This window comes from Paenibacillus albiflavus (genome assembly GCF_004344915.1).
Classification (GTDB): domain Bacteria; phylum Bacillota; class Bacilli; order Paenibacillales; family NBRC-103111; genus Paenibacillus_AM; species Paenibacillus_AM albiflavus.
In genome coordinates, this window is the sequence record NZ_SKFG01000032.1 from 2,501 (window position 1) to 22,968 (window position 20,468).

The 20,468-nt window shown below is 42.3% G+C and carries 24 protein-coding genes (1 of these 24 cut by a window edge); 2 read left to right on the plus strand and 22 right to left on the minus strand.

Features of this window, described 5'->3' with window-relative positions:
* A protein-coding gene (locus tag E0485_RS21020; RefSeq protein ID WP_132420044.1) for a hypothetical protein crosses the window boundary here: on the minus strand, positions 1–103 show its beginning. Its footprint begins 476 nt before the window's first position; only the first 103 of its 579 coding nucleotides appear in the window; the start codon lies at positions 101–103; its stop codon lies off the left edge, out of view.
* Between the two features lie 191 nt (positions 104–294).
* On the opposite strand from E0485_RS21020, the gene E0485_RS21025 reads away from it, so the two are divergent.
* On the plus strand, positions 295–654 hold the full coding sequence (locus E0485_RS21025) for a DUF2614 family zinc ribbon-containing protein (protein ID WP_132420045.1): 360 nt from the start codon (positions 295–297) through the stop codon (positions 652–654).
* A 55-nt stretch (positions 655–709) separates the two neighbouring features.
* On the opposite strand, the gene E0485_RS21030 is transcribed toward E0485_RS21025, so the two are convergent.
* From E0485_RS21030 to E0485_RS21110, 17 genes are all read right to left on the minus strand, one after another.
* Positions 710–2,392, minus strand: a complete 1,683-nt coding sequence (locus E0485_RS21030; protein ID WP_235857663.1) for a glycosyl hydrolase family 18 protein — start codon at positions 2,390–2,392, stop codon at positions 710–712.
* Positions 2,393–2,549: 157 nt separating this feature from the next.
* On the minus strand, positions 2,550–2,984 hold the full coding sequence (locus E0485_RS21035) for a Fur family transcriptional regulator (RefSeq protein WP_132420047.1): 435 nt from the start codon (positions 2,982–2,984) through the stop codon (positions 2,550–2,552).
* A 97-nt stretch (positions 2,985–3,081) separates the two neighbouring features.
* Positions 3,082–4,224, minus strand: a complete 1,143-nt coding sequence (locus tag E0485_RS21040; RefSeq protein ID WP_132420048.1) for a DUF4097 family beta strand repeat-containing protein — start codon at positions 4,222–4,224, stop codon at positions 3,082–3,084.
* A 26-nt stretch (positions 4,225–4,250) separates the two neighbouring features.
* On the minus strand, positions 4,251–4,796 hold the full coding sequence (locus E0485_RS21045) for a hypothetical protein (RefSeq protein ID WP_132420049.1): 546 nt from the start codon (positions 4,794–4,796) through the stop codon (positions 4,251–4,253).
* Between the two features lie 28 nt (positions 4,797–4,824).
* The gene (locus E0485_RS21050) at positions 4,825–5,151 is read right to left on the minus strand and encodes a hypothetical protein (protein WP_132420050.1); all 327 of its coding nucleotides are present in this window, start codon (positions 5,149–5,151) and stop codon (positions 4,825–4,827) included.
* Positions 5,111–5,704, minus strand: a complete 594-nt coding sequence (locus tag E0485_RS21055; protein WP_132420051.1) for an RNA polymerase sigma factor — start codon at positions 5,702–5,704, stop codon at positions 5,111–5,113. The genes E0485_RS21050 and E0485_RS21055 overlap by 41 nt, the downstream gene beginning before the upstream one ends.
* Positions 5,705–5,794: 90 nt before the next feature.
* Positions 5,795–6,475, minus strand: a complete 681-nt coding sequence (locus E0485_RS21060) for an MgtC/SapB family protein (RefSeq protein ID WP_132420052.1) — start codon at positions 6,473–6,475, stop codon at positions 5,795–5,797.
* Positions 6,476–6,639: 164 nt separating this feature from the next.
* On the minus strand, positions 6,640–8,085 hold the full coding sequence (gatB, locus tag E0485_RS21065) for an Asp-tRNA(Asn)/Glu-tRNA(Gln) amidotransferase subunit GatB (protein WP_132420053.1): 1,446 nt from the start codon (positions 8,083–8,085) through the stop codon (positions 6,640–6,642).
* 75 nt (positions 8,086–8,160) lie between these two features.
* The gene (gene gatA, locus E0485_RS21070; RefSeq protein ID WP_132420054.1) at positions 8,161–9,621 is read right to left on the minus strand and encodes an Asp-tRNA(Asn)/Glu-tRNA(Gln) amidotransferase subunit GatA; all 1,461 of its coding nucleotides are present in this window, start codon (positions 9,619–9,621) and stop codon (positions 8,161–8,163) included.
* Positions 9,622–9,663: 42 nt separating this feature from the next.
* Positions 9,664–9,951: an Asp-tRNA(Asn)/Glu-tRNA(Gln) amidotransferase subunit GatC gene (gene gatC, locus E0485_RS21075; RefSeq protein WP_132420055.1), complete on the minus strand. Its 288-nt coding sequence runs from the start codon at positions 9,949–9,951 to the stop codon at positions 9,664–9,666.
* Between the two features lie 603 nt (positions 9,952–10,554).
* A complete protein-coding gene (locus tag E0485_RS21080) occupies positions 10,555–10,935 on the minus strand; it encodes an ATPase (protein WP_132420056.1) in 381 nt (126 codons plus the stop codon).
* Positions 10,936–11,009: 74 nt separating this feature from the next.
* Positions 11,010–12,203, minus strand: coding sequence for a M24 family metallopeptidase (locus E0485_RS21085; protein ID WP_132420057.1), 1,194 nt, complete (start codon positions 12,201–12,203; stop codon positions 11,010–11,012).
* A 289-nt stretch (positions 12,204–12,492) separates the two neighbouring features.
* The gene (locus E0485_RS21090; protein WP_132420058.1) at positions 12,493–13,089 is read right to left on the minus strand and encodes a sterol desaturase family protein; all 597 of its coding nucleotides are present in this window, start codon (positions 13,087–13,089) and stop codon (positions 12,493–12,495) included.
* Positions 13,090–13,235: 146 nt separating this feature from the next.
* Positions 13,236–13,553 (minus strand): hypothetical protein, encoded by a 318-nt coding sequence (locus E0485_RS21095; protein WP_132420059.1) that lies wholly within the window; start codon positions 13,551–13,553, stop codon positions 13,236–13,238.
* Positions 13,554–13,867: 314 nt separating this feature from the next.
* Entirely contained in the window at positions 13,868–14,491 is a 624-nt protein-coding gene (locus E0485_RS21100; protein WP_132420060.1) for an MBL fold metallo-hydrolase, read from the minus strand.
* 26 nt (positions 14,492–14,517) lie between these two features.
* Positions 14,518–15,084, minus strand: a complete 567-nt coding sequence (locus tag E0485_RS21105; RefSeq protein ID WP_132420061.1) for a thioredoxin family protein — start codon at positions 15,082–15,084, stop codon at positions 14,518–14,520.
* Positions 15,081–15,689 (minus strand): DedA family protein, encoded by a 609-nt coding sequence (locus tag E0485_RS21110; RefSeq protein ID WP_132420062.1) that lies wholly within the window; start codon positions 15,687–15,689, stop codon positions 15,081–15,083. The genes E0485_RS21105 and E0485_RS21110 overlap by 4 nt, the downstream gene beginning before the upstream one ends.
* Positions 15,690–15,872: 183 nt before the next feature.
* Here E0485_RS21110 and E0485_RS21115 point away from each other — a divergent pair, with 183 nt between their 5' ends.
* On the plus strand, positions 15,873–16,319 hold the full coding sequence (locus tag E0485_RS21115; RefSeq protein WP_132420063.1) for a cupredoxin domain-containing protein: 447 nt from the start codon (positions 15,873–15,875) through the stop codon (positions 16,317–16,319).
* 76 nt (positions 16,320–16,395) lie between these two features.
* On the opposite strand, the gene ptsP is transcribed toward E0485_RS21115, so the two are convergent.
* The 4 genes from ptsP to E0485_RS21135 are packed head-to-tail and all read right to left on the minus strand — an operon-like array spanning position 16,396 to position 20,439.
* Positions 16,396–18,135 (minus strand): phosphoenolpyruvate--protein phosphotransferase, encoded by a 1,740-nt coding sequence (gene ptsP / locus E0485_RS21120; RefSeq protein ID WP_132420064.1) that lies wholly within the window; start codon positions 18,133–18,135, stop codon positions 16,396–16,398.
* 13 nt (positions 18,136–18,148) lie between these two features.
* Positions 18,149–18,412, minus strand: a complete 264-nt coding sequence (locus tag E0485_RS21125; RefSeq protein ID WP_132420065.1) for an HPr family phosphocarrier protein — start codon at positions 18,410–18,412, stop codon at positions 18,149–18,151.
* A gap of 33 nt (positions 18,413–18,445) precedes the next feature.
* Positions 18,446–19,909 carry an N-acetylglucosamine-specific PTS transporter subunit IIBC gene (gene nagE / locus E0485_RS21130; RefSeq protein ID WP_132420066.1) on the minus strand — a complete coding sequence of 488 codons (1,464 nt, stop codon included), beginning with the start codon at positions 19,907–19,909 and terminating at the stop codon, positions 18,446–18,448.
* Positions 19,910–19,965: 56 nt separating this feature from the next.
* Positions 19,966–20,439: a PTS sugar transporter subunit IIA gene (locus E0485_RS21135; protein ID WP_132420067.1), complete on the minus strand. Its 474-nt coding sequence runs from the start codon at positions 20,437–20,439 to the stop codon at positions 19,966–19,968.
* Positions 20,440–20,468: the final 29 nt, after the last annotated feature.

A 20,468-nucleotide genomic window follows, 5' to 3' on the forward strand; every position in this document is an offset into this window, starting at 1 on the left:
AAAGAAGCTTGGTGTATTCCACAAATAATTTTTGATTTTGAATGTCTTGAGACAATTCTAATGAGTCACACTGTAAACCTGCTGAGAAAACATCTCGCTCCATTCTCTTTGTCCTCCTTAGAGCTAACATGCTTGTATGGACACATAGACTTTACTATAATAAATACAGCTAGAATTTAAGCTTTATTGTAAAGAAAAGTACTGCATATATTATTCTTCAATTAGTCATAATTACCTCCTAAGATTATGTGACAAAACTGGTAAAATGACTTATGAATAAGAGAGGGTGTTCATATGGCTAATATTAAAGGGAAACTTTTTAGAACAAGTAAGGTTAACGAGTTTCGCCTATGGGGCTTGCTGCTAACGATGGGCGGAATGCTGCTAATGATCGTGGGTCTGGCAGGTATTGTCTTTGATTGGGGTCAAATCGGTCGCGTAATCGCCATTATTTTCGGAATCATTGGAATGGTCAGTATGCTGGCGAGCATGATTGTTTATTTTGCCGCAGGTATGCTATCCACCTCAGCTGTCGTGATTGAATGTCCTGAATGCAAAAAGCAAACGAAATTGCTAGGCACAACAGATCGCTGCATGTTCTGCAGAACCATCTTAACGCTGGATCCTAATCTTAAATCCGCTGAGCAAAGCTAAATCGAGCACACTATAAAAAGAAGGCAGCCATCACGGCTGCCTTCTTATTCTTTATTTAGGGACGCTTAGTCAGGTTTTCTTGAATAACATCCCAGATTTCAGGTTCTTCAAAGCCTCTCCGCCAAGATGCGATTCCCGCTAGATTATACTTTTTCACGAGCTCCACTCTTGATTTCATGGATACAGCATCTTCCATCCATATTTTCTTAACCGCAGTGCCTTCCTTATACTCGACATAATTCTGCCCTACCTCTTCTAAGAAAGTAGGTGTGAGCTTCTTTTCCCGAATCGTACGTTCTTGTCTGGACATAAAGATTGCTTTGGAAGTTACCTTGGTCTTACCCTCTACCTGTTCTTCCGTCCACTCTCTCGTAAATGTAGGTACTGCTAGAATGAACTTGGAAGGTGGAACATCATCTTCCTCCAGAATTCGCGTTAATGCATTTTCTACCCAAGGTAAAGAAGCTACAGAGCCTGCTTTAGGGCTAGATCCCCAATGTTCGTCATATCCCATTAAGATCATATAATCAACCGTCTCTGCCAGTACGCGACGATCCAAGAACAGCGACCAGCCTTCAGATTCGGATTTAGGTGTCACATCAATCGATACAACTAGATCCTGCTCATGGGCTAGAGGCGTGAATTCACGTACGAATTGGATGAAATTCTGCTTATCCTTCGTTGATACATTCTCATAATCAAGATTGATTCCTTCCAACTTGTACAATTTAGCAAAAGATAATAACTGCTTAATCGTCGTCATGCGTCGATCGTAGGTTGAAAGTGCTTGCGAGGTCAATTTCGGATCAAAGGAATTGTCCACTAGACCCCATACTTGCAAATCGCGTCCATGTGCCCACTTTACGTAAGCTGCATCTGCATTATTCTTAAGATTGCCTTCCGCATCAGCTAAATGAAACCAAGTTGGCGATATCACATTCAGCCCTGGCATCGGACCAATCTCATCCGTATTCGGATTCTTCCCTGTTACATGCTCCCAAGTCAGATTGATTTTGCCGCCAGTAGGCTTCCAAGGGATATAAGGCTTTACAGGCTCTTTACGATGAGGCACTGTCTCATTACGGTCTAGATGAACCTGTTGCTTCTGCACATATCCGACCAAACCATTCTCAAGCTGCACATGATACCATTCATCTGTTTCATTCCAAATCATCAAAGAGGTATCTGCCGCTAAATCACTTAGAATAGGCTCACGAATCGATGCACCTGTCCGCATAGGCACGGGTTTGTCCTTCTTTTGCTTCGTAACAAGCCCATATTGAATCGGATTCCCTGCTTTAACAAGCGTAACAATTCCTGTCTGTTCATTCTCTCGTATTTCAAGATCATAGAGATCTAGGAGCGGATCAATAGGAATATAAACAACGTCATCTTGACTCTCAATTGGAAATTGGAGATTAATCGGTTGTTGATTAATGGTTGATTTCTGCCCGTTTGTACGAAGTCTTACAACTTTATCTTCTGTTGTTACAATAACCGACTTGCTAGAGTTATCATAAGTAATAGTTGAATCGATATAAGTCCGAACAAATTCAAATGGCAGCTTAAGGCCATCCTTCTCTCCTATTGCAGAATCTGCGAAAATTTCTCCATTATAAAAGATAGGCTTCGTTTTGCCATAATATTCTATGCCAACATGCTCATCGTTTGGAACCTCACGCTGTGTGAGGGAATAAGCAAAGTATCCTAATGCTGCACAGATAAGTAATAAAATCATCCACCTGAATAGTTTTTTAATTACCATCACTTCCTTGCATCATTTTCATAATAAAATAGGCTACAAAACAAATAAAAACGCATCACGCCCCCGAGTAAAGATTAAGGCGGACACGTTCATACTTATCATTCATAAACCATGTCAGAAATGAATCGAATCAATGCATTCTTGTTTTCGTACAATCAGGACAAGTACCATAGACTTCAAACCTATGGCCATGTACATTAAAATTCGTTAATTTACTGGCTGCCATCTCTGCATCCATAAATGCAGGGATTTCAAAATCTACAATTTTACCACAACCCACACATGTCGCATGATAATGCTCACTCATATCTGCGTCAAAACGTGAGGAGGAATCTCCATATGTCAATTCGCGTACTAGACCCGTTTCCATGAAAACCTTCAAGTTATTGTACACGGTTGCCACACTCATATTAGGAAATTTGGATTCTAGAGCCTTATAAATCTCATCCGCAGTAGGGTGATTCAGGGAATGAAGCAGATACGATAAAATGGCATGCCGCTGCGGCGTCATGCGAACTCCATTGTTCTTAAGTTTATCTAGAGCCTCTGAAAGCTGAATAGACATGTACATACCACCTACTTTTCTGCTTAATTAAAGTATATACATTATTGTAATTGTGAAAATGTTTTCTTGTCAATGAAACAGCTTGCATAAATGAAAATTAATTCTGGGAAATCTCTAATTCACCTGTAGTTTCAGCTTCGATTGTATACTTTCCATCGCCAACAACGCCTTTGACTTTGCTGTGATCAACTGAAAATGGAGCATCCGTTATAACTTGCCCCAGAACTTTGGAATTAACCGTATAGTTACCTTCTCGCGGAAGCTCAAGCTTAATCCTACCTAAAGTGTTCTCAACTGCCCAATTGCCCCCGATTTGATCAGATGCGACATGAATATCCGACAGATTCGTACTAACATCCAATTTGCCTGCAACTTGATCAATGTCAACCTCACCACGCTTCACATCGACTTTTAAGTCTCCAGCAATATCCGTTGCACTAAATCTGCCATTAATTAAATCAACATTGATCGATTGCACGTTCGCAATAATAATTTCTCCATTTACTAAATCAAGCTTGATGTTGTTAATTTGTTTCAGATCAGACAGATCAAGTTTGCCATTAACAAAGTCTGCTTTAAATGATTCTAGTGGATGGTTCTCAGGAATCGTTATGACAAGATCGACATCGGGTTGCGATTTCGTTCCGATACCATGAGAATATTTAGGACCTTCCGCTTTAATTTCTAGTACGCTGCCGCCCTTAAATTTGACCTCAGTTTGATCAGCTATGCGCTCAGCTTCTTGCTTTGAGTCTACATCAACCCATACGACAGCTTGAATCTGAATCTGATCACTATCGCCTGATTGTACTGAAAGATTGCCACTCACATTTTCCAATACAATTTGATTCGTCTCGGAATCAAACGGAATCTGTGTATATTGTTTATCAAATGAATAGCCAGTTTTATTCTGATAGCCATCGATTTCACCTGAAATAATATCGACAATATGGTTCTGCTTAAGTAAGTTAATAACCGCTGGTGCTCGAACACCACCGATAATAACAATAGAAACGATCGCTGTAATCATAAGTCCAAGCAAATCTAATTTCATCTTGCGATCTTCATTCCGATAGCGAGAACTATAATATAAATATTCAAGGCCAAGCAGAATAAAGATTCCAGGCCACCAGACGAGTAGCCAGGAAATTTTGTCCCCGCCAACTGCGAACTCAAGTAAAATTGATGCTCCAACAAGAAGCAATATCAAGCCTGATGTATAGCGGCCTACTTTAATCATCAATTATCCTCCAGATCAAACTCGAATTATTTTTTGCGCTGATTCAGAAAAATCATAACGACACCTGCAATAACGAGCAAAATTCCACCAATATACGAACCGAGTGCAGATTCGAAAATAAAGGTCAGCCATTTCGGATTCACGCTTAATAGGAAAAACCATCCGCCAACAGCAATCAGCATGAAACCTAAGTTGTTATTGCCTGAGAGTTGCTTGATTGCCTCTGGTGTCGTGCCGCCAAGTGAGATAAAGTAGTTGATTCGATCGGTATATTGAAGCACATCAAAAATCGTATAGAAATAGGTAATCGGAATACACAGGGATATAATCGTTACTAAAGCTACATTCGGATCGCCATTGTTTACGATTAACGTGATGAACGATATATTTACAGCGATTAAGAACATGAACATAAGTCCTCTTTGTAAAAGACCTAAGTACATATGTCCTAATCCAGGAACAAACATAGAAAATAATCCTGCCAGCCATTTTCTCTTTCTCTTGTATACAGGTTCATATCGCGGGTAATTATCATACGGATCCATATCGTGGTTTTGGTAGGATTGATTCATTGATTTACTCTCCTCTTATTTAAAATCATTATTTTATTAATTGGTCAATCAAATGGAGCAAATGATGAATCGTAGCGTCAAGCGTCAGGATCTTGCCCATGATTCCTGTCTGAATGAATACATAAGTAGATAATGCTGCAGTCAGACCATGCAGGAATTCACGTCTTAGACGGAAGACTGGCGCTACTTCGGCTTGCTCATTCGAAGCCATGTGTGGCTCTCTGGCAAGTTCCATCATAACGCGATCTGTAAAGCCAGCCCTTGGCTGCTCCATCGGCAGATGGTGCAGCCATTGATCATTTATATGGATTTCATCAGGTGATTTTTTCTTGTGTGTTATATTTTTGATAATCAATACGCTCTACCTCCATCCATCGCTCTTGCAGCATTTTCTTGGCTCTGTACAATCTAGTCTCTATCGTTTTAATCGGCATTTGTGTAATCTCGGCAATTTCTTGGTAGCTGAATTCTTTCAAGTAATGAAGGATAAGAATCAATCGATACTTGTCTGGTAGTTCAGCGATCAATTGCCACTTTAGATCACGTTCTTCTCGGGATATAATCTGTTCTTCCGGCTGTGCTTCATTATATGATAGCCAGTCCTTTACTTTTGCCATCGCACTCTGTAAAGGTCTGCGTTTAAGCGATCGACGATAATCCTGCACCACATTGACTGTAAGGCGATACAGCCAAGTTGTTAGCTTTGCATCCCCTCTATATCCCTCTATCGAACGATACATCTTTACAAATACCTCTTGCGTTAAGTCCTCAGCAGTCTCTGTATGATCGACCATCTGGCGGATTATCGTGTATATGTAGCCTTGATGTCGATCAACTAGCATCCGATACACTTCCATCTGACCCTGACGGACTTGTTCAATTATTTGTTCATCCGTCAGTTGCTCCACTCCTATTTACCTCTCTTTCAAACTGATTTATAAGATTAGACGTCAAAAAATAAACGATCCCTTCAAACCACGTAAACTTTTTTTATAAATTTATTCAATGCTTATTTTCTGTACACCTTCGATCTGTGCCAATTGTTCAACAATAGAAGATGCGCTTCCTCTAGGTAACATAACGGTATAAACGAGTACAAGAGAAGCACCTTCCTGCTCCATATCGACGTTCATTTTACGAATGTCCGCTTTGTTATTTGTGATAATCGTAGATAAATGCGCTAGCAAGCCTGGATGATCGACAATTTGTAATTTCAGTACATGTTGTTTTTTTAGACGAATGAATTTCTTCTCTGCCTTATTCAGCACCCATAAGGACAAAATGACGAGTACGAAAGCAACAGCGGCAGGGTAATAGAAGCCAGCTCCTATTGCTAACCCCATAGAAGCAACGACCCATACGGAAGCAGCCGTAGTAAGACCTTTAATAACATTGCCTGTTGTTAAAATGGTACCTGCTCCTAGGAAGCCGACGCCAGTAATAACTTGTGCTGCAAGACGCGATGGATCAATACGAACGTTAACTTCATTCACAAAATCTGCAAAACCGTAAATCGATATCAGCATCACGAGTGTTGATCCCACACATACCAAAATATGTGTACGCAAACCAGCCGCGCTATTCGACATTTCTCGTTCAAAACCAATAAGTCCACCAAAAACGACTGCCATAAGCAGTCTTAATGTTAGATGCAACGTATCAATATGCCATGGATTCATGAGTGACATCCCTTCAATAATGGAATTTATTTACATAAATAAGATTAATTCTATAATATGAAACAAAAGCGACATACCCTAAGATATGCCGCTTAACATGATAAATTATGCTTTGATCATGAAATGATGGAACAAGAAGAAACAGTTTCACCGTCTTTATGATCTCATGCATTCAACACTTCTACTATTAGTTTATTTACCAAACCAGGATTTGCTTTTCCTTTGGTCTCCTTCATAACCTGTCCAACGATAAATCCAATCGCTTTTTCATTGCCAGCTTTATAGTCTGCAACAGATTTCGGATTGTTCGCTACCACGTTCTCAACGATGGCTTTGATTGCTCCTTCATCGCTAATTTGGACAAGCCCTTGCTCCTCAACGATTTGTTTCGGATTTTTTCCTGTCTCAATCATGGATTTAAACACGGTTTTCGCAATTTTATTCGAAATGGTTCCGTTCTCGATTAGATTAATCATCTCGCCGAGACCTTGACCTGTAATCTTCACATCCTGCAGCTCAAGGTTATTGGCGTTCATGAATCCTAGCAGATCACCCATGATCCAATTCGATACTTGCTTCGCATCCTTCGTATACTGAAGAGATTCCTCGAATAAATTCGCAATCTGCATCGAAGCTGTAATCACCTCTGCATCATAGCTTGGCAAGCCGTAATTAGCAGTGTAACGTGCTTTACGCGCATCTGGCAGCTCTGGGATCGTAGCACGAATCCGCTCAATCCAAGCTTCATCGATTGCGAGCGATACTAGATCTGGATCTGGGAAGTATCTATAGTCATGTGCCTCTTCCTTGGAACGCATGGACAAGGTTTTGCCTTGCGCTTCATCCCAGCGGCGAGTCTCCTGCACAACCTCATTCCCATCATCTAGAACCTCAGCTTGACGCCATTCTTCGTATTCCAGACCACGCTGAACCCCACGGAAGGAATTCATATTCTTCAATTCGGCGCGGGTACCGAATTGTTCTTGTCCCCATGGACGAATCGAAATATTCGCGTCACAGCGCATCGAGCCTTCTTCCATTTTGACATCAGATACATCGCAGTACTGCATAATTGCTCTTAGCTTCTCTAAGTATGCGCGCGCTTCTTCCGGTGTACGGAGATCTGGCTCAGATACGATCTCAACTAGAGGTGTTCCGACACGGTTGAAATCTACAAGCGATGCATTGCCTCCATCGACATGTGTTAACTTGCCTGCGTCCTCTTCGAGATGTAATCTGGTAATCCCGATTCGTTTGGTCTTGCCTTCTACTTCAATTTCAATCCAGCCATTCTCGCCAATTGGCTTATCATATTGCGAAATCTGATATGCCTTAGGGGAATCTGGGTAGAAATAATTCTTCCGGTCAAATTTCGTATCTCTGCTAATTTCACAATTAAGCGCCATAGCTGCTTTCATCGCATAGTCAACTGCCTGACGGTTCAGAACTGGCAGTACACCTGGATGCCCCAAGCAGATCGGGCATGTATTCGAGTTAGGCGGCGCACCAAATGATGTCGCGCATCCGCAGAAAATTTTGGAAGATGTATGAAGCTCTACGTGAACCTCAAGTCCAATAACCGTTTCGTATTTTTTGTCAGCCACTGACATAAGGTTAATCCTCCTACAAGATTGGTTTGTAATTTGGGGCGCCCCAACATTTGTCTAGTAAGCGAAGGCTATCGTTTATAGCGCCGGACGCTTTTTGTGATGTTCTGTATTCTGTTCGAATGCATGTGCCACTCGGAGAACCATTGCATCATCTAATGTTTTGCCGATTATCTGCAAGCCGACAGGCAGCCCATTTACCATTCCGCATGGAACGGAGATTGCAGGATTACCTGACAAGTTTACAGGAATGGTTAAAATATCGTTCAAATACATCGTTAGCGGATTATCAACTTGCTCACCAATACGGAATGCAGTCGTTGGAGCAGTCGGTCCAATAACGATATCGTAATTTGCAAATACTTGATCAAAATCTTGCTTAATAAGTGTACGTACTTTTTGAGCCTTCAAATAGTACGCATCATAGTAACCTGATGATAAAGCGTATGTTCCTAGCATAATACGACGCTTAACTTCTGGACCAAATCCTTCGCTGCGAGACTTATGATAAAGATCTAGCAGATTCTCAGGGTTATCCGCACGCTTGCCGTAACGAACGCCGTCAAAACGCGCTAGGTTGGATGATGCTTCAGATGAAGCCAGCAAGTAATAGGCTGCTACCGCATACTGCGTATGCGGCAAGGATACTTCCTCGCATACAGCTCCAAGACTTTCAAGCACACGAATCGCTTCTTGAATTCGTTCCTTGACCTCAGGGTCAATTCCATTACCCATATATTCTTTAGGAATGGCTACTCGTAATCCTCGAATATCTCCAGTTAGTGCGGCACGATAATCAGGAATATCCACTTTCGCTGATGTGGAATCCATTCCGTCATGTCCTGCGATTGCTTGCAGCAAATAAGCAGCATCTTCAACATTTTTCGTTAATGGACCGATTTGATCGAGTGATGATGCGAATGCAACAAGACCGAAGCGAGATACAAGACCATATGTAGGCTTCATCCCAACAATTCCGCAATAAGCTGCTGGTTGACGAATAGAACCGCCTGTGTCAGAGCCAAGTGCAAAATAAACTTCTCCAGCCGCAACTGCAGCAGCCGAGCCGCCTGATGAACCGCCAGGCACATGTTCTAAATTCCAAGGATTATACGTTGGATGGAATGCTGAGTTCTCATTCGAACCGCCCATCGCAAATTCATCCATATTAAGTTTACCAATTGTTACACTACCTGCAGCCTTTAATTTGCGTACGACTGTTGCGTCATAGATCGGATCATAGTTAGCAAGAAATTTGCTTGCACAGGTCGTTGTAATGCCCTCTGTCACAATGTTATCCTTGATGCCGATCGGCAGGCCAAATAAAAGCCCCTTGTCACTATTATCCTTTACGAGCAGCTCGTCCAATTGTGCTGCAGCAGCACGAGCACCTTCTTCATCCAGCTTTAGGAAAGCTTGAACTCTAGGCTCAACTTCAGCAATACGTGTATATGAATGATCAACGAGCTCTTGAACGCTTAGACTTCTGTCGTTCAGACGCTTATGAATTTCCTGCAATCTCAAATCGAAAAGAGACAAAGCAAAGCTCCCCCTTCCAAGTTATGTTATTTATTAATCGTTCTATTCTAGAACGGCTGGTACTTTAAATTGATCATCTTCCGTATCAGGCGCATTGCGAAATACTTTTTCGATTGGCAGTGACGGACGTACCTCATCCTCACGCATCACATTCACGAGCGGCATCGAATGAGAGGTCGGCGGCACATCATCCGTATTCAATTCATTCAGCTGCTCAGCATACTGAAGAATACCGCTTAATTGCGCTGTCAATTGCTCTTTCTCATCCATGTTTAGCTCAAGTCTTGCTAGCTTCGCAACATGCTCAACATCCTTAATCGTAATGCTCATTCTTATCAACACCTCTTTTCAACGACAAACGTTATGAACCTTCGCACTTCTAACATCAGCCTTATAAATACTTGTTCACCAATTAGTCCCATTCATCTAACATGCAATACATTATAGCTTACTAAGCTCTTTAACTCAATGAAGAAGCAGAACGATTTTTTGCTCTCACAGGCTTAAAACAATGCCAGATAACACATCTGTTGATTAACCAGAAACTGTAACTTTATTATTCGTAATATTATCTATGCAGTTGGTGGAGACACTGGTAGTTGGCTAAATCGGGTGTAGCGTGAATCATTTTCAAACCTCACACCAACTTGAATGTAAAACATACAGGCAAAATCACAGTTTCTGCTCAGAATTAGCTTTTGCCTGCATAACGTACATTCAAAACTCATCGTTTTAGCTAATCTAGCCCAACTTGCTACTTTTGCCTGCACGAAATGCAGGCAAAACTCAGAAATCGGCATTTTGGCCAATTTTGAATGTACAAAATACATCCAGGTGTGGCCAGATAATCAAAATGGTTGAGCAGCGTCATTTTCTGCTCAACCATTACCATGTTATGAACATCCAACGTTCAAGTTTCAACTATATGCTCTATTAAATCCAAGCTCTCAGATTGATCTGTTTAATAAAATCCTGTGTTGATTGAACTTCTTTGTTCGCAGGCATTATTTCTTCGTCTTCCATTTGACCGTTCATTATATGATAGAAAAGCTCTTTATTCTTCGTTGCTAATGCAAAATCGATCAAAGCTTCTCTCTCAATTCGATCTACTTCTTCTTCCATAAGAACAGATTCTGGTTCTATATCTTCAGCCATTACTAAGATATGCTTATTCAATTTAGGAACTCGGATGACATAATCAAATATATTATCTGCGTTTCGATCAAAAGCAATCACATAGCCATATTCACCTATCGGCAAATCCTGTTCAATGCAATCTCCAACAATCACAACTTTTTCCCCTAGTTGCAGCATGGTATCACCTCTCAAGCCATTTTACCTTTAATTCTTTATAGCAGAAATCAATTCCACTGTCCACTTGGCTAACTTTATAGATAAGCGACACCTTCAGGTGATATCGACAGCTTCTCGAATCCGTCGTCTGTGATGAGATAAGTATTCTCAATCCCGACAACGCCCCTGCCTTCAAACGTAAACTTCGGCTCAATCGCGATGACCATTCCAGATTCTAATGGATATTTGAAGCCTTTTGCCAGAACTGGCAGCTCATCAATCTCAAGCCCAATGCCATGCCCTAAGAACTTGACGCGATTCTCGCCATAGCCCATAAAATGCTCAGCTAATCCAGCGTCCTCTACTTGACGCAGTGCGTCAAGATACAGTTCCTCGCATGGCGTACCTGGTTTAAGCTTCGCTTCTGTCGCCCGAAGCACAGCTTCTGCTACGTCATAGGCATATTGCAGATCTTCTGGCAATGTGCCTATGACGGCTGTGCGCGTCTGATCGATGACGTAGCCATCGATCATGCAGCCCAGATCCAGCAGGATCGGTTCACCCTGCTGGATCTGGCGGCGCGAAGCGCTTTGCGGCGACGCATCGCTGAGACCGAGGCCGCCTGCGGGGCCGTCGAAGTAGGTCGGCACCGCCGCCGCGGAGCCGGCTGCTACAACGCCGGTGATCAGCTCGGCGTTGTACGCTCGCATGCGCATGATGCCTGCATGCGCCTGTATTCTAAGCTGATGCTCGATATGAGCCATCAGCTCGAATTCCGGCATGCCGACACGGACATGCCGCAGCCCTGACGCCAGCGCTCGTTCGACGACGCTGGCAGCGCGCTTGATCGCCGCGATTTCATGCGGCGATTTGATCATTCGAAGCTCCCGGATGATAAGGGAGCCATCGACCCACTTGGCAGCCGGGAACATGGCTTGCAGCCTTTGAAATTGAGCAACTGGCAGGACATCAAATTCAGTTGCAAGAACAAGAGGCTGTTCCTCGCTACCAGAAGAAGCTGAGCTTAATTGCTGCTGCAGCGTCTTCAGCGCACCTATCGGCTCCACTGTGTACACGCTCTCCGTCACTGCTCGTGAAATACTGCGGCGAACATAAAAGATCGGCTCACCATCTACGGGCACGAACAAATTCCCGTTCTGCATGGATCCCGTCATATAATACAAATCCACATTCTGTGTCACGATAAATCCACTGATTCCTTGCTGCTTCATCGCTTGCTGAAGCCGAACCAAACGATCTTGATAAAGTGATTCCTTAAGATTACTCATCACTATCATCCATCCTTTGCATGATCATCCGTTATGTAAGCTAATCCACGATCCATGTAGAAACGATTCCACCGCCTTTAAAAGCGGATACGTTTCTCAAGGTTTTTCCTTATTATACTATACGATCATTATCTTCTCTAATGAGAACAGGATATCACCAATGCTTATGCTTCCATTGTACGACTTGACTCATCAAATCCCCCTCATATAAAAAGGACGCAACTTATAAGCATGTGCTCACAAGTTTGCGTCCTTCGCAAACAAAAGTCTGAATATTTAATACGTTAGTCTAACCCTTATGAATATAATTCGTTTTATCTGTCTCTACGCTCTTCGGTGACACGTTTGTACCCATAAGCGTATCGAATACAGGGTTTGTGACACCATACCAGTGACGAGAATTTTTATAATGATGCAGTAGATGATATTTCTTCATCCATTTGCCCCAAGGTGTCATAGGCACAATTGGTCTGTGCGATACAAAGTGCGTCCACTCATAATAGAACTGGTAGAGTGCAATTCCGATCATAAAGCAGCTGCTTAAATGCAAACTACGCAGTAAGATAGTAGTGACTACCCACAAGAACAAATGTGACGGTATCGTATACACATTCGGAGTTAGCATATGCTTCAGCTCATCCGGATGGTTATGATGATCTTCATGCCCTTCATGTGCCTTGGGCATTAGCTTCGATAAATATCCATGCAGCAAATAGCGATGAATCACATATTCTAGCAAAAAGAATGCGACAATTCCAGCAAGAACCATAAACCACATATTGCTGTTATATGCTGTCAGGCTAACAGCAACAACATATATAATAAACATGCCGGATAAGAACAATATCCTCGCATCCAACAAAAATTCCTTCAAATATTTACGCACACTATAAACCTCCTATTTATGTAGTAAAACCTACCATAAATAGTACCACATTCTGCTATAATTGTGCGATTATTTGATTTATTCACAAAATTATATCTCTCTAACCATAATAATACCTCGCTTCAACATGAAGCGAGGTTTATCATTTAACCTCTCCAACCCAAAAATGAGCGACTGATGATAACTAGCAGAATGAATAGAACAAGTATTTCTCCAGGTGATGTGCAATGAGCAGCTTTCGCAACATGTGCAATTTTTGCTTTAGCAGGATGACATGCGCTCACAACTGGGTGATGATAAACAGGTTGCTGCCACATTTGCGGTTGATAAGGCATCATTAATGCAGGCATAGGTTTCTCCTCAATCACATTCATTGGTTCCATTTGCATTGGCATCATATGATGCATTGGCATCATAGGAGTTTGCATTGGCATCATATGAGTTTTCATTGGTTTAGTCTCCAACTGATGAACACCTCCTTTGATCTTAAGCTAATAGGATTCAGGCATAATCTTGCATGCACGAATTCATAACTACAGATCTTACCACCTACACAGTCTACGCCTCCTAGTCTGTAATCTAAGGGCGACTTTCTAGGTATCAACAGTCTATGGGAGTGTAACCCATAAGAACACGGTGTTTACCCAGTACCTTGTAAAATAGACAAACATCCATTTATTTGGATGATTTCCTCTAGAATTTTGGAGAACATGGACAAATCCATCCAAGGCACAAAGAAACGCACCCATCCTAATGTGGACAAGTGCGCAGGTTAATCTTAAACGTGTGGGTTATTTAATTTCTCATATCCAATCGTCGTCTTAGGTCCGTGACCTGGATAAACGACAACCTGATCATCCAATTCAAATAGCTTGCCATGAATCGAGTCAGCCAAATCCCGGTAGCTTCCGCCTAGCAGATCCGTTCTGCCAACTGATAGCCTAAAGAGTACATCACCACTAAACAAGTGATTCTCCCATAAGAAGGACACACTGCCTGGCGAATGGCCTGGTGTATGGAACACCTTAAGCTCTATCCCTAAGAGTTTCAATATCTGACCTTCTCCAAGATCATATTCGGCCTCATCTGTCGTTATCGCTCCGCCAAGCTGCGGCCAATTCATTGAACCATTCTTCTTCGGGCTTGTAAGCCAATCTGCCTCTAATGGATGCAAATAAACAGGACATTTCTTCGCTTCACGAACGGCCGTCACTCCGCCGATATGATCAAAATGTGCATGCGTGAGCAGGATAGCTTCAATCTCGATATTCTCAATCCTTCTAAGTAGTGCAGCTGGATTCATCCCTGGATCAATCACAATTCCTCGGGTACGATCCGAATTCGTTAACAAATATGCATTGGTTTGCAAAGGTCCTAGTGTGAATGTCTCGATGTTAATCATATCGTTCTCCTTTAACTCTTCCGATTCTAGAAAGTAGACAACAATTCACGAAGCTCTCTGACAACGGCTGCTTGGTATGCTGTACCTTCACCATAGCGACGCAGGATCTCTTGACGGGTAGCTGCTAAATTGTCCTCATATGTTGAACTGTTGCGATCCGGATTAACCTGTTTGAACTGCACCATCACTTCTTGAATATGCGCAGGACGAGGTCCCCACTGCCCCAGTACATAGCCCCCTGTATCCGCGATAATCACTACTGGAATGGATTTGCCGCCTAATGTCAAGAATTCATCCATCAAATCCTCATGCTCTTCCTTAATCATCACTTCTACAGGAACTCCGCTGTTCTCTAACGCACGGAAAACAACAGGAATATTCCTGACGACATCTCCGCACCAATCGGCAGCAAGAATAAGGCAGCGCAAATCGTCACGATCATTCAAAGATTCAAAGAATTCCTTATCCTCCTGGCTTGGCCATTCGAATTGCGAATAGTATTCCTGGAACTTGTCTTGATTCTTTGTCATTCCCTGAATGAATTGCTCTGGTGTGATGCCTTGTCCAATCTTTGCAGATACATTCTTACTCATGATTTGCGACTCCCTTTCTTCTTCATCAATAGTTTAACAATAAAGTAAAGAGCTAACAGAAGAATACCTGCCGCCACAAAATATTTAACATATGGACCTGCAATCTCATTAATATCTTCCCACTTTTCACCAAGAGTTTTGCCTAGATAGACGAAGATGATCGTCCACGGAATAACCGCTAATGTGGTCAGCGTAATGAATTTAGCATGAGACATCTTGGCTAAACCTGCTGGAATCGATATGGCATGACGAACAATCGGAATGAATCTGGCACCGAATATCATTCCTGTACCGTATCTGTTAAACCATGCTTCTGCAACATCCATGTGTTTTTTATTAATAAAGATGTATTTACCAAACTTTTCCAATACAGGTCTGCCTCCGTAACGGCTCACCCAATAAATAAACAATTGGGCCAAGACACCACCAACGGTTCCAAAAACAACGGCTCCCCAGAATGAAATAGTTTCCGAATACACGAGATATCCAGCATAAGAAAGTACGATTTCACTTGGAATGATCTCGATCATGAGACCGAGCATGACACCCCAGTACCCCAATCCCTCCAAAAACACTAAAATGTTATGGATGATTTCACCTAACATGTTCCTCCCACTTTCTATGTATATTTAGCCCATTATGGATAGATGATGCAGCCAAGCTTCCTATCCCATGTTTATTCTAACATAATCTCAATTATATCAGCCACTTTTGCGTTATGTACTAACATAGTTGACAAGCCCCTGCATATATATGTAGTAATTTGATTAGTTAGGAGGACAAACTGTATGATTAAGAGCTTCGTTATCAAGAGATCACATATTGTTCTTATGGTTTGTATTGCTGTCGCTCTATTAGCAGTCGTTTTGCTTGTTAGAACCCCGAGTCCGACACCAGCAATTACAGTTCCGATACAAGAACGAACAATTGATCTAGTAACCGTTGAATACAAAGCTACTACAAAAGACGGCAAAGTAATAGAAGCCTACCGCTGGGATCCGGGTACCATTATCGTACATAAAGATGAGCCAATCACACTACGAATCCATGGCATAAATGGAGTGCTGCATTCCTTCTATATTGAAGGGACAGATATTAAAGGTGAGGTTAAGCAAGGCAAAGAAACCGTCATTCAATTTACACCAACCAAGGAAGGAACGTATCGACTTATCTGCCAGACACATTCCGACCCTAATCATAATGGACCGATGATTGCCTATATTAACGTCAACTAAATTCTATTAAAAAGGGGTTATCCCATAAGTCATTTCCGTCAAGACTTATGGGACAACCCCTTTATTCATGATATCGTTATATCATCTCAGCAACTGCGGGCAAGCTCTTAATGACATGAGCCTCAATGTCCGCAGCCGATTGCATATTTAACGCTTCATTCGCGATTTTCTTTGCGTCCTCAATCTTCAGATTGCTCATAAGCATACGAGCAGGAAGTACGGAGCCAGCACTCATCGAGAATTCATCCAGCCCTAAGCCAAGCAGGATTGGAATTGCAATTAAGCTGCCCGCCATTTCACCGCACATGCCAGCCCATTTGCCTTCTTTATGCGCATTGTCGATTGTCATTTTGATGAGACGCAAAATCGAAGGATTCATCGGCTGAGTCAGATGAGATACTTTTTCGTTCATACGGTCTGCCGCCATCGTATATTGGACAAGATCATTCGTACCAATACTGAAGAAATCGACTTCCTTCGCCAATTGGTCAGATATGAGCACTGCCGCTGGAATCTCGATCATGATGCCGACTTCCATTGCAGAATTGTACGGGATCTGACGCGCATCTAAATCCTGTTTAACTTCAGCGAGAATTGCGTTAGCCGCTCGAAGCTCTTGTACCGTCGCAATCATCGGATACATCATCTTAACGTTACCATAAGCACTTGCGCGTAGGATCGCACGGAGTTGCGTCTTGAACATTTCCTTCTGATCTAAACAGAGTCTGATCGCACGGTATCCAAGGAAAGGATTCATCTCATTCGGTAAATCCAAGTAATCCAGTTCCTTGTCTCCACCGATATCAAGTGTACGGATCACAATTGGGCTTCCTTCTTTGAACGTTTCCGCCACTTCTTTATACGCTTTGAACTGCTCTTCCTCCGTCGGGAAGTCAGCACGTCCCATATAGAGGAATTCTGTACGGAATAATCCAATGCCTTCCGCTCCATTACGATTAGCGCCAAGGGCATCGCCCGGGTTACCAATATTCGATACAATTTCAACTTTATGACCATCCGAAGTAACAGAAGGCGCATGCAAGTATTTCTTCATCTGCTCTTTATGCACTTCATACTTCTGCTTCTTCTCCTGATATTCCGCGATCTGTTCTTCCGATGGATTAACGATAAGCGTTCCTGTGAAACCATCTAAAATAACGAAGTCTTGATCGGATAGCTGACTCGTTACATCCTTCAGGCCAACGACTGCCGGGATCTCCATCGATCTAGCCATAATAGCTGAGTGCGAAGTTCTGCCGCCAATATTCGTAGCAAAGCCTGCAACGCGATCACGATCTAACTGTGCTGTATCTGATGGCGTAAGATCGCCCGCAATAAGAACAACTGGCTGATCAAAGTCTGATATTGATTTTTGCTTGGCACCAAGCAATAAGCCCAACACACGCTTGCTCACATCACGAAAATCAGCAGCACGTTCTTTGAGATATGGATCATCCATACTTTCAAAGATCATCACTAGCTCGTCTGTTACATCTTGCAATGCCGCTTCAGCATTAATTAATTGCTCCTGAATCAATTCTTTGATGCGACCAACAAATTCCTCATCATGCAGGACTAGAATATGTGTCTCAAAAATTTCTGCTTGCTCTTCCCCAATTTTCAAACGAGTTTGCTCTTTTAGCTCTCTAAGCTGAACTATAGCTTCCTCGACACGGTCGGTAAAACGAGATACTTCTCCTTGTGCCTCATAGACCGTTAAGCTCTTGCGTTCAGTCACTAATTTTTCTTCACTCATGATGAATACAGGTCCGATCGCATATCCTGGAGCTGCTGCTATTCCAGTTAATTTACTCATGGATCACACCACCTTATTCAAATACAGATTCGATTACTTCTCCAACCGCTTGAAGAGCTTCTTCTTCACCATCACCGTCAGTAATAACAGTCACTTGATCGCCTTGCTTTAAGCCTAATTTAAGCACACCAACCATGCTCTTCGCACTTGTCTTCGTACCATCAGCCTTCTCAAGCTCAACCTTACAAGAGAATACACTTGCTTTTTTCAGGATCGCACCAGAAGGTCTAGCGTGAATTCCCGTCGGATTATTTACAGTAAAGGTTTGTTGTTTCATGTTGCCACTCCATTTCTGTCTATATCTCAAAAATTATAATTTAAGCATTTCACCCTTAATCAATTCGGATTGTGTTCCGAAAATAACCTGTACAGCGCCTGATCCAAGCTTCATAATCCCTGCGGCGCCAATACGCTTAAGTCCAGCTTCATCAATTATTTTGTCATCATGCAAGGTGAGGCGGAGACGAGTAATACAAGCATCAAGGCTCTTAATATTCTCTTTACCACCTAACATTTCAGTAATCATAACGGCTTTATCATGCAAAGACGATGGTTTACCGCTAGCTGCACTAGTAGCTGCTGCCCCACTTGCTCCTGTATCTTCGGTCTCAACCTCACGACCTGGCGTCTTAAGATTGAACTTCACGATCAAGAAACGGAATAACAAGTAGTACACAACAAAGAACGCAAGACCAACCGGAATGAGAAGAAGCGGCTTTGTCGATAACGGAAAGTTGATTCCATAGTCAATTAATCCCGCAGAGAATCCGAATCCAAGCTTGACTCCAAGCGTAACCATGATGAACGCGGACACCCCTGACAAAATCGCATGGATGACATACAACACAGGCGCAGCGAACATAAATGAAAACTCAATAGGTTCCGTAATACCTGTTAAGAAAGATGCAATGGCAAGTCCGATAAAAGCGGATGCTATATCCTTGCGTCTTTCAGGTCTAGCTGTATGAATAAAGGCGAGCGCTGCGCCTGGTAATGCGAACATCATGATTGGGAAGAAGCCTGTCATGAATAGACCTGCTGTTTTGTCCCCTGCAAAGAAACGATGCAAATCTCCATGAATAATGTCACCGACAGCATTCGTGAAGTCGCCAATCTGGAACCATGCAATGGCATTGATTACGTGGTGCAAGCCGAACGGAATAAGCATGCGATTGGCTACGGTAAAGATACCTGATCCCCAAGCACCAAGAGCAACAACCCAAGTTCCAAATGCATCCATCGCATTCTGAACAGGTCCCCAAATTAAACCAAACAATAGAGCAACGACAACCATTGTAACCGAAGTAATAATAGGTACAAATCGTTTACCACCGAAGAAGCCTAACCATTCAGGAAGCTTAATATCGTGATATTTATTGTAAAAGAATGCCGCAATTCCCCCTGCGAGAATACCACCAAGTACCCCCATATCAAGCTTAACATCAGCACCAATATAATCAAACGCTAAAGGTACCTTTGCTAATACATTCACAAGTACAAGATGCGCGATTACGGCTGCTAAAGTGGCAACAGCATCGCCTGCAAGTCCAATTGCAAGACCTATGGCAAAGAGGAGTGGCAAATTATCAAAAATAGCAGATCCCCCAGCCGCCAAGAATGGGGCGATGTAATGGTTAATAAATTCCCCTGCCGCACCAAAGTGAAAATCTTTTACATAATCAATATTACCGAAGCGTAGCAAAATAGCCGCCGCAGGTAGTGAAGCAACTGGAAGCATTAAAGACTTCCCTATTTTTTGCAAAAACCCTAACATGGTTAGTTACACCTTCCTCGATGTTGTTCTAAGTTGTATGTTGTATCCTATTTCAACTATTTTACTTCTACTTCTAAAGCAAGTGTTTCCCCAGCAGTCATGGAACCTGACTTCTTCGTTAACTTGCTCACAACTTCTGCATTTGCCATTATAATCGGAGTTATAACAGGGAAACCCTTTGCTTCAATTGCTGCAATATCAAACTCGATTAACGGCTGCCCTTGTTTAACAGCATCTCCCATTTTGACTAGCGGATTAAATCCTTCACCTTTCAAGGAAACGGTATTAACACCGATATGCATTAATACTTCAAGACCTGATTTATGAGCGATGATAACAGAATGATAAGTATCGATTAGATGTGCAACCTCTCCATCACAAGGCGATACGAGCACACCCTTATTTGGTTTTATGGCTATTCCATCACCGATTAACCCTTGTGAAAATGCTGGATCTGGCACTTCTTCCAGAGAAACAGCGGTTCCACTTAACGGTGCAACTAGTTTGATTCCTTTCTTTTTGAAAAACATAAAGCCACCTCCTGATCTAATTAGTTTAA

Coding starts and splice junctions, on each gene's coding strand:
- E0485_RS21110 (WP_132420062.1), bottom strand. CDS start 15,689: ATGTTAGGTGAAATCATCCATAACATTTTAGTGTTTTTGGAGGGATTG.
- E0485_RS21100 (WP_132420060.1), bottom strand. CDS start 14,491: ATGATTAACATCGAGACATTCACACTAGGACCTTTGCAAACCAATGCA.
- E0485_RS21045 (WP_132420049.1), bottom strand. CDS start 4,796: ATGAATCAATCCTACCAAAACCACGATATGGATCCGTATGATAATTAC.
- E0485_RS21080 (WP_132420056.1), bottom strand. CDS start 10,935: ATGCTGCAACTAGGGGAAAAAGTTGTGATTGTTGGAGATTGCATTGAA.
- E0485_RS21060 (WP_132420052.1), bottom strand. CDS start 6,475: ATGAATCCATGGCATATTGATACGTTGCATCTAACATTAAGACTGCTT.
- E0485_RS21025 (WP_132420045.1), top strand. CDS start 295: ATGGCTAATATTAAAGGGAAACTTTTTAGAACAAGTAAGGTTAACGAG.
- E0485_RS21035 (WP_132420047.1), bottom strand. CDS start 2,984: ATGTCTATTCAGCTTTCAGAGGCTCTAGATAAACTTAAGAACAATGGA.
- E0485_RS21115 (WP_132420063.1), top strand. CDS start 15,873: ATGATTAAGAGCTTCGTTATCAAGAGATCACATATTGTTCTTATGGTT.
- E0485_RS21125 (WP_132420065.1), bottom strand. CDS start 18,412: ATGAAACAACAAACCTTTACTGTAAATAATCCGACGGGAATTCACGCT.
- E0485_RS21105 (WP_132420061.1), bottom strand. CDS start 15,084: ATGAGTAAGAATGTATCTGCAAAGATTGGACAAGGCATCACACCAGAG.
- E0485_RS21030 (WP_235857663.1), bottom strand. CDS start 2,392: ATGATTTTATTACTTATCTGTGCAGCATTAGGATACTTTGCTTATTCC.
- nagE (WP_132420066.1), bottom strand. CDS start 19,909: ATGTTAGGGTTTTTGCAAAAAATAGGGAAGTCTTTAATGCTTCCAGTT.
- gatC (WP_132420055.1), bottom strand. CDS start 9,951: ATGAGCATTACGATTAAGGATGTTGAGCATGTTGCGAAGCTAGCAAGA.
- gatB (WP_132420053.1), bottom strand. CDS start 8,085: ATGTCAGTGGCTGACAAAAAATACGAAACGGTTATTGGACTTGAGGTT.
- ptsP (WP_132420064.1), bottom strand. CDS start 18,135: ATGAGTAAATTAACTGGAATAGCAGCAGCTCCAGGATATGCGATCGGA.
- E0485_RS21135 (WP_132420067.1), bottom strand. CDS start 20,439: ATGTTTTTCAAAAAGAAAGGAATCAAACTAGTTGCACCGTTAAGTGGA.
- E0485_RS21085 (WP_132420057.1), bottom strand. CDS start 12,203: ATGAGTAATCTTAAGGAATCACTTTATCAAGATCGTTTGGTTCGGCTT.
- E0485_RS21040 (WP_132420048.1), bottom strand. CDS start 4,224: ATGATTAAAGTAGGCCGCTATACATCAGGCTTGATATTGCTTCTTGTT.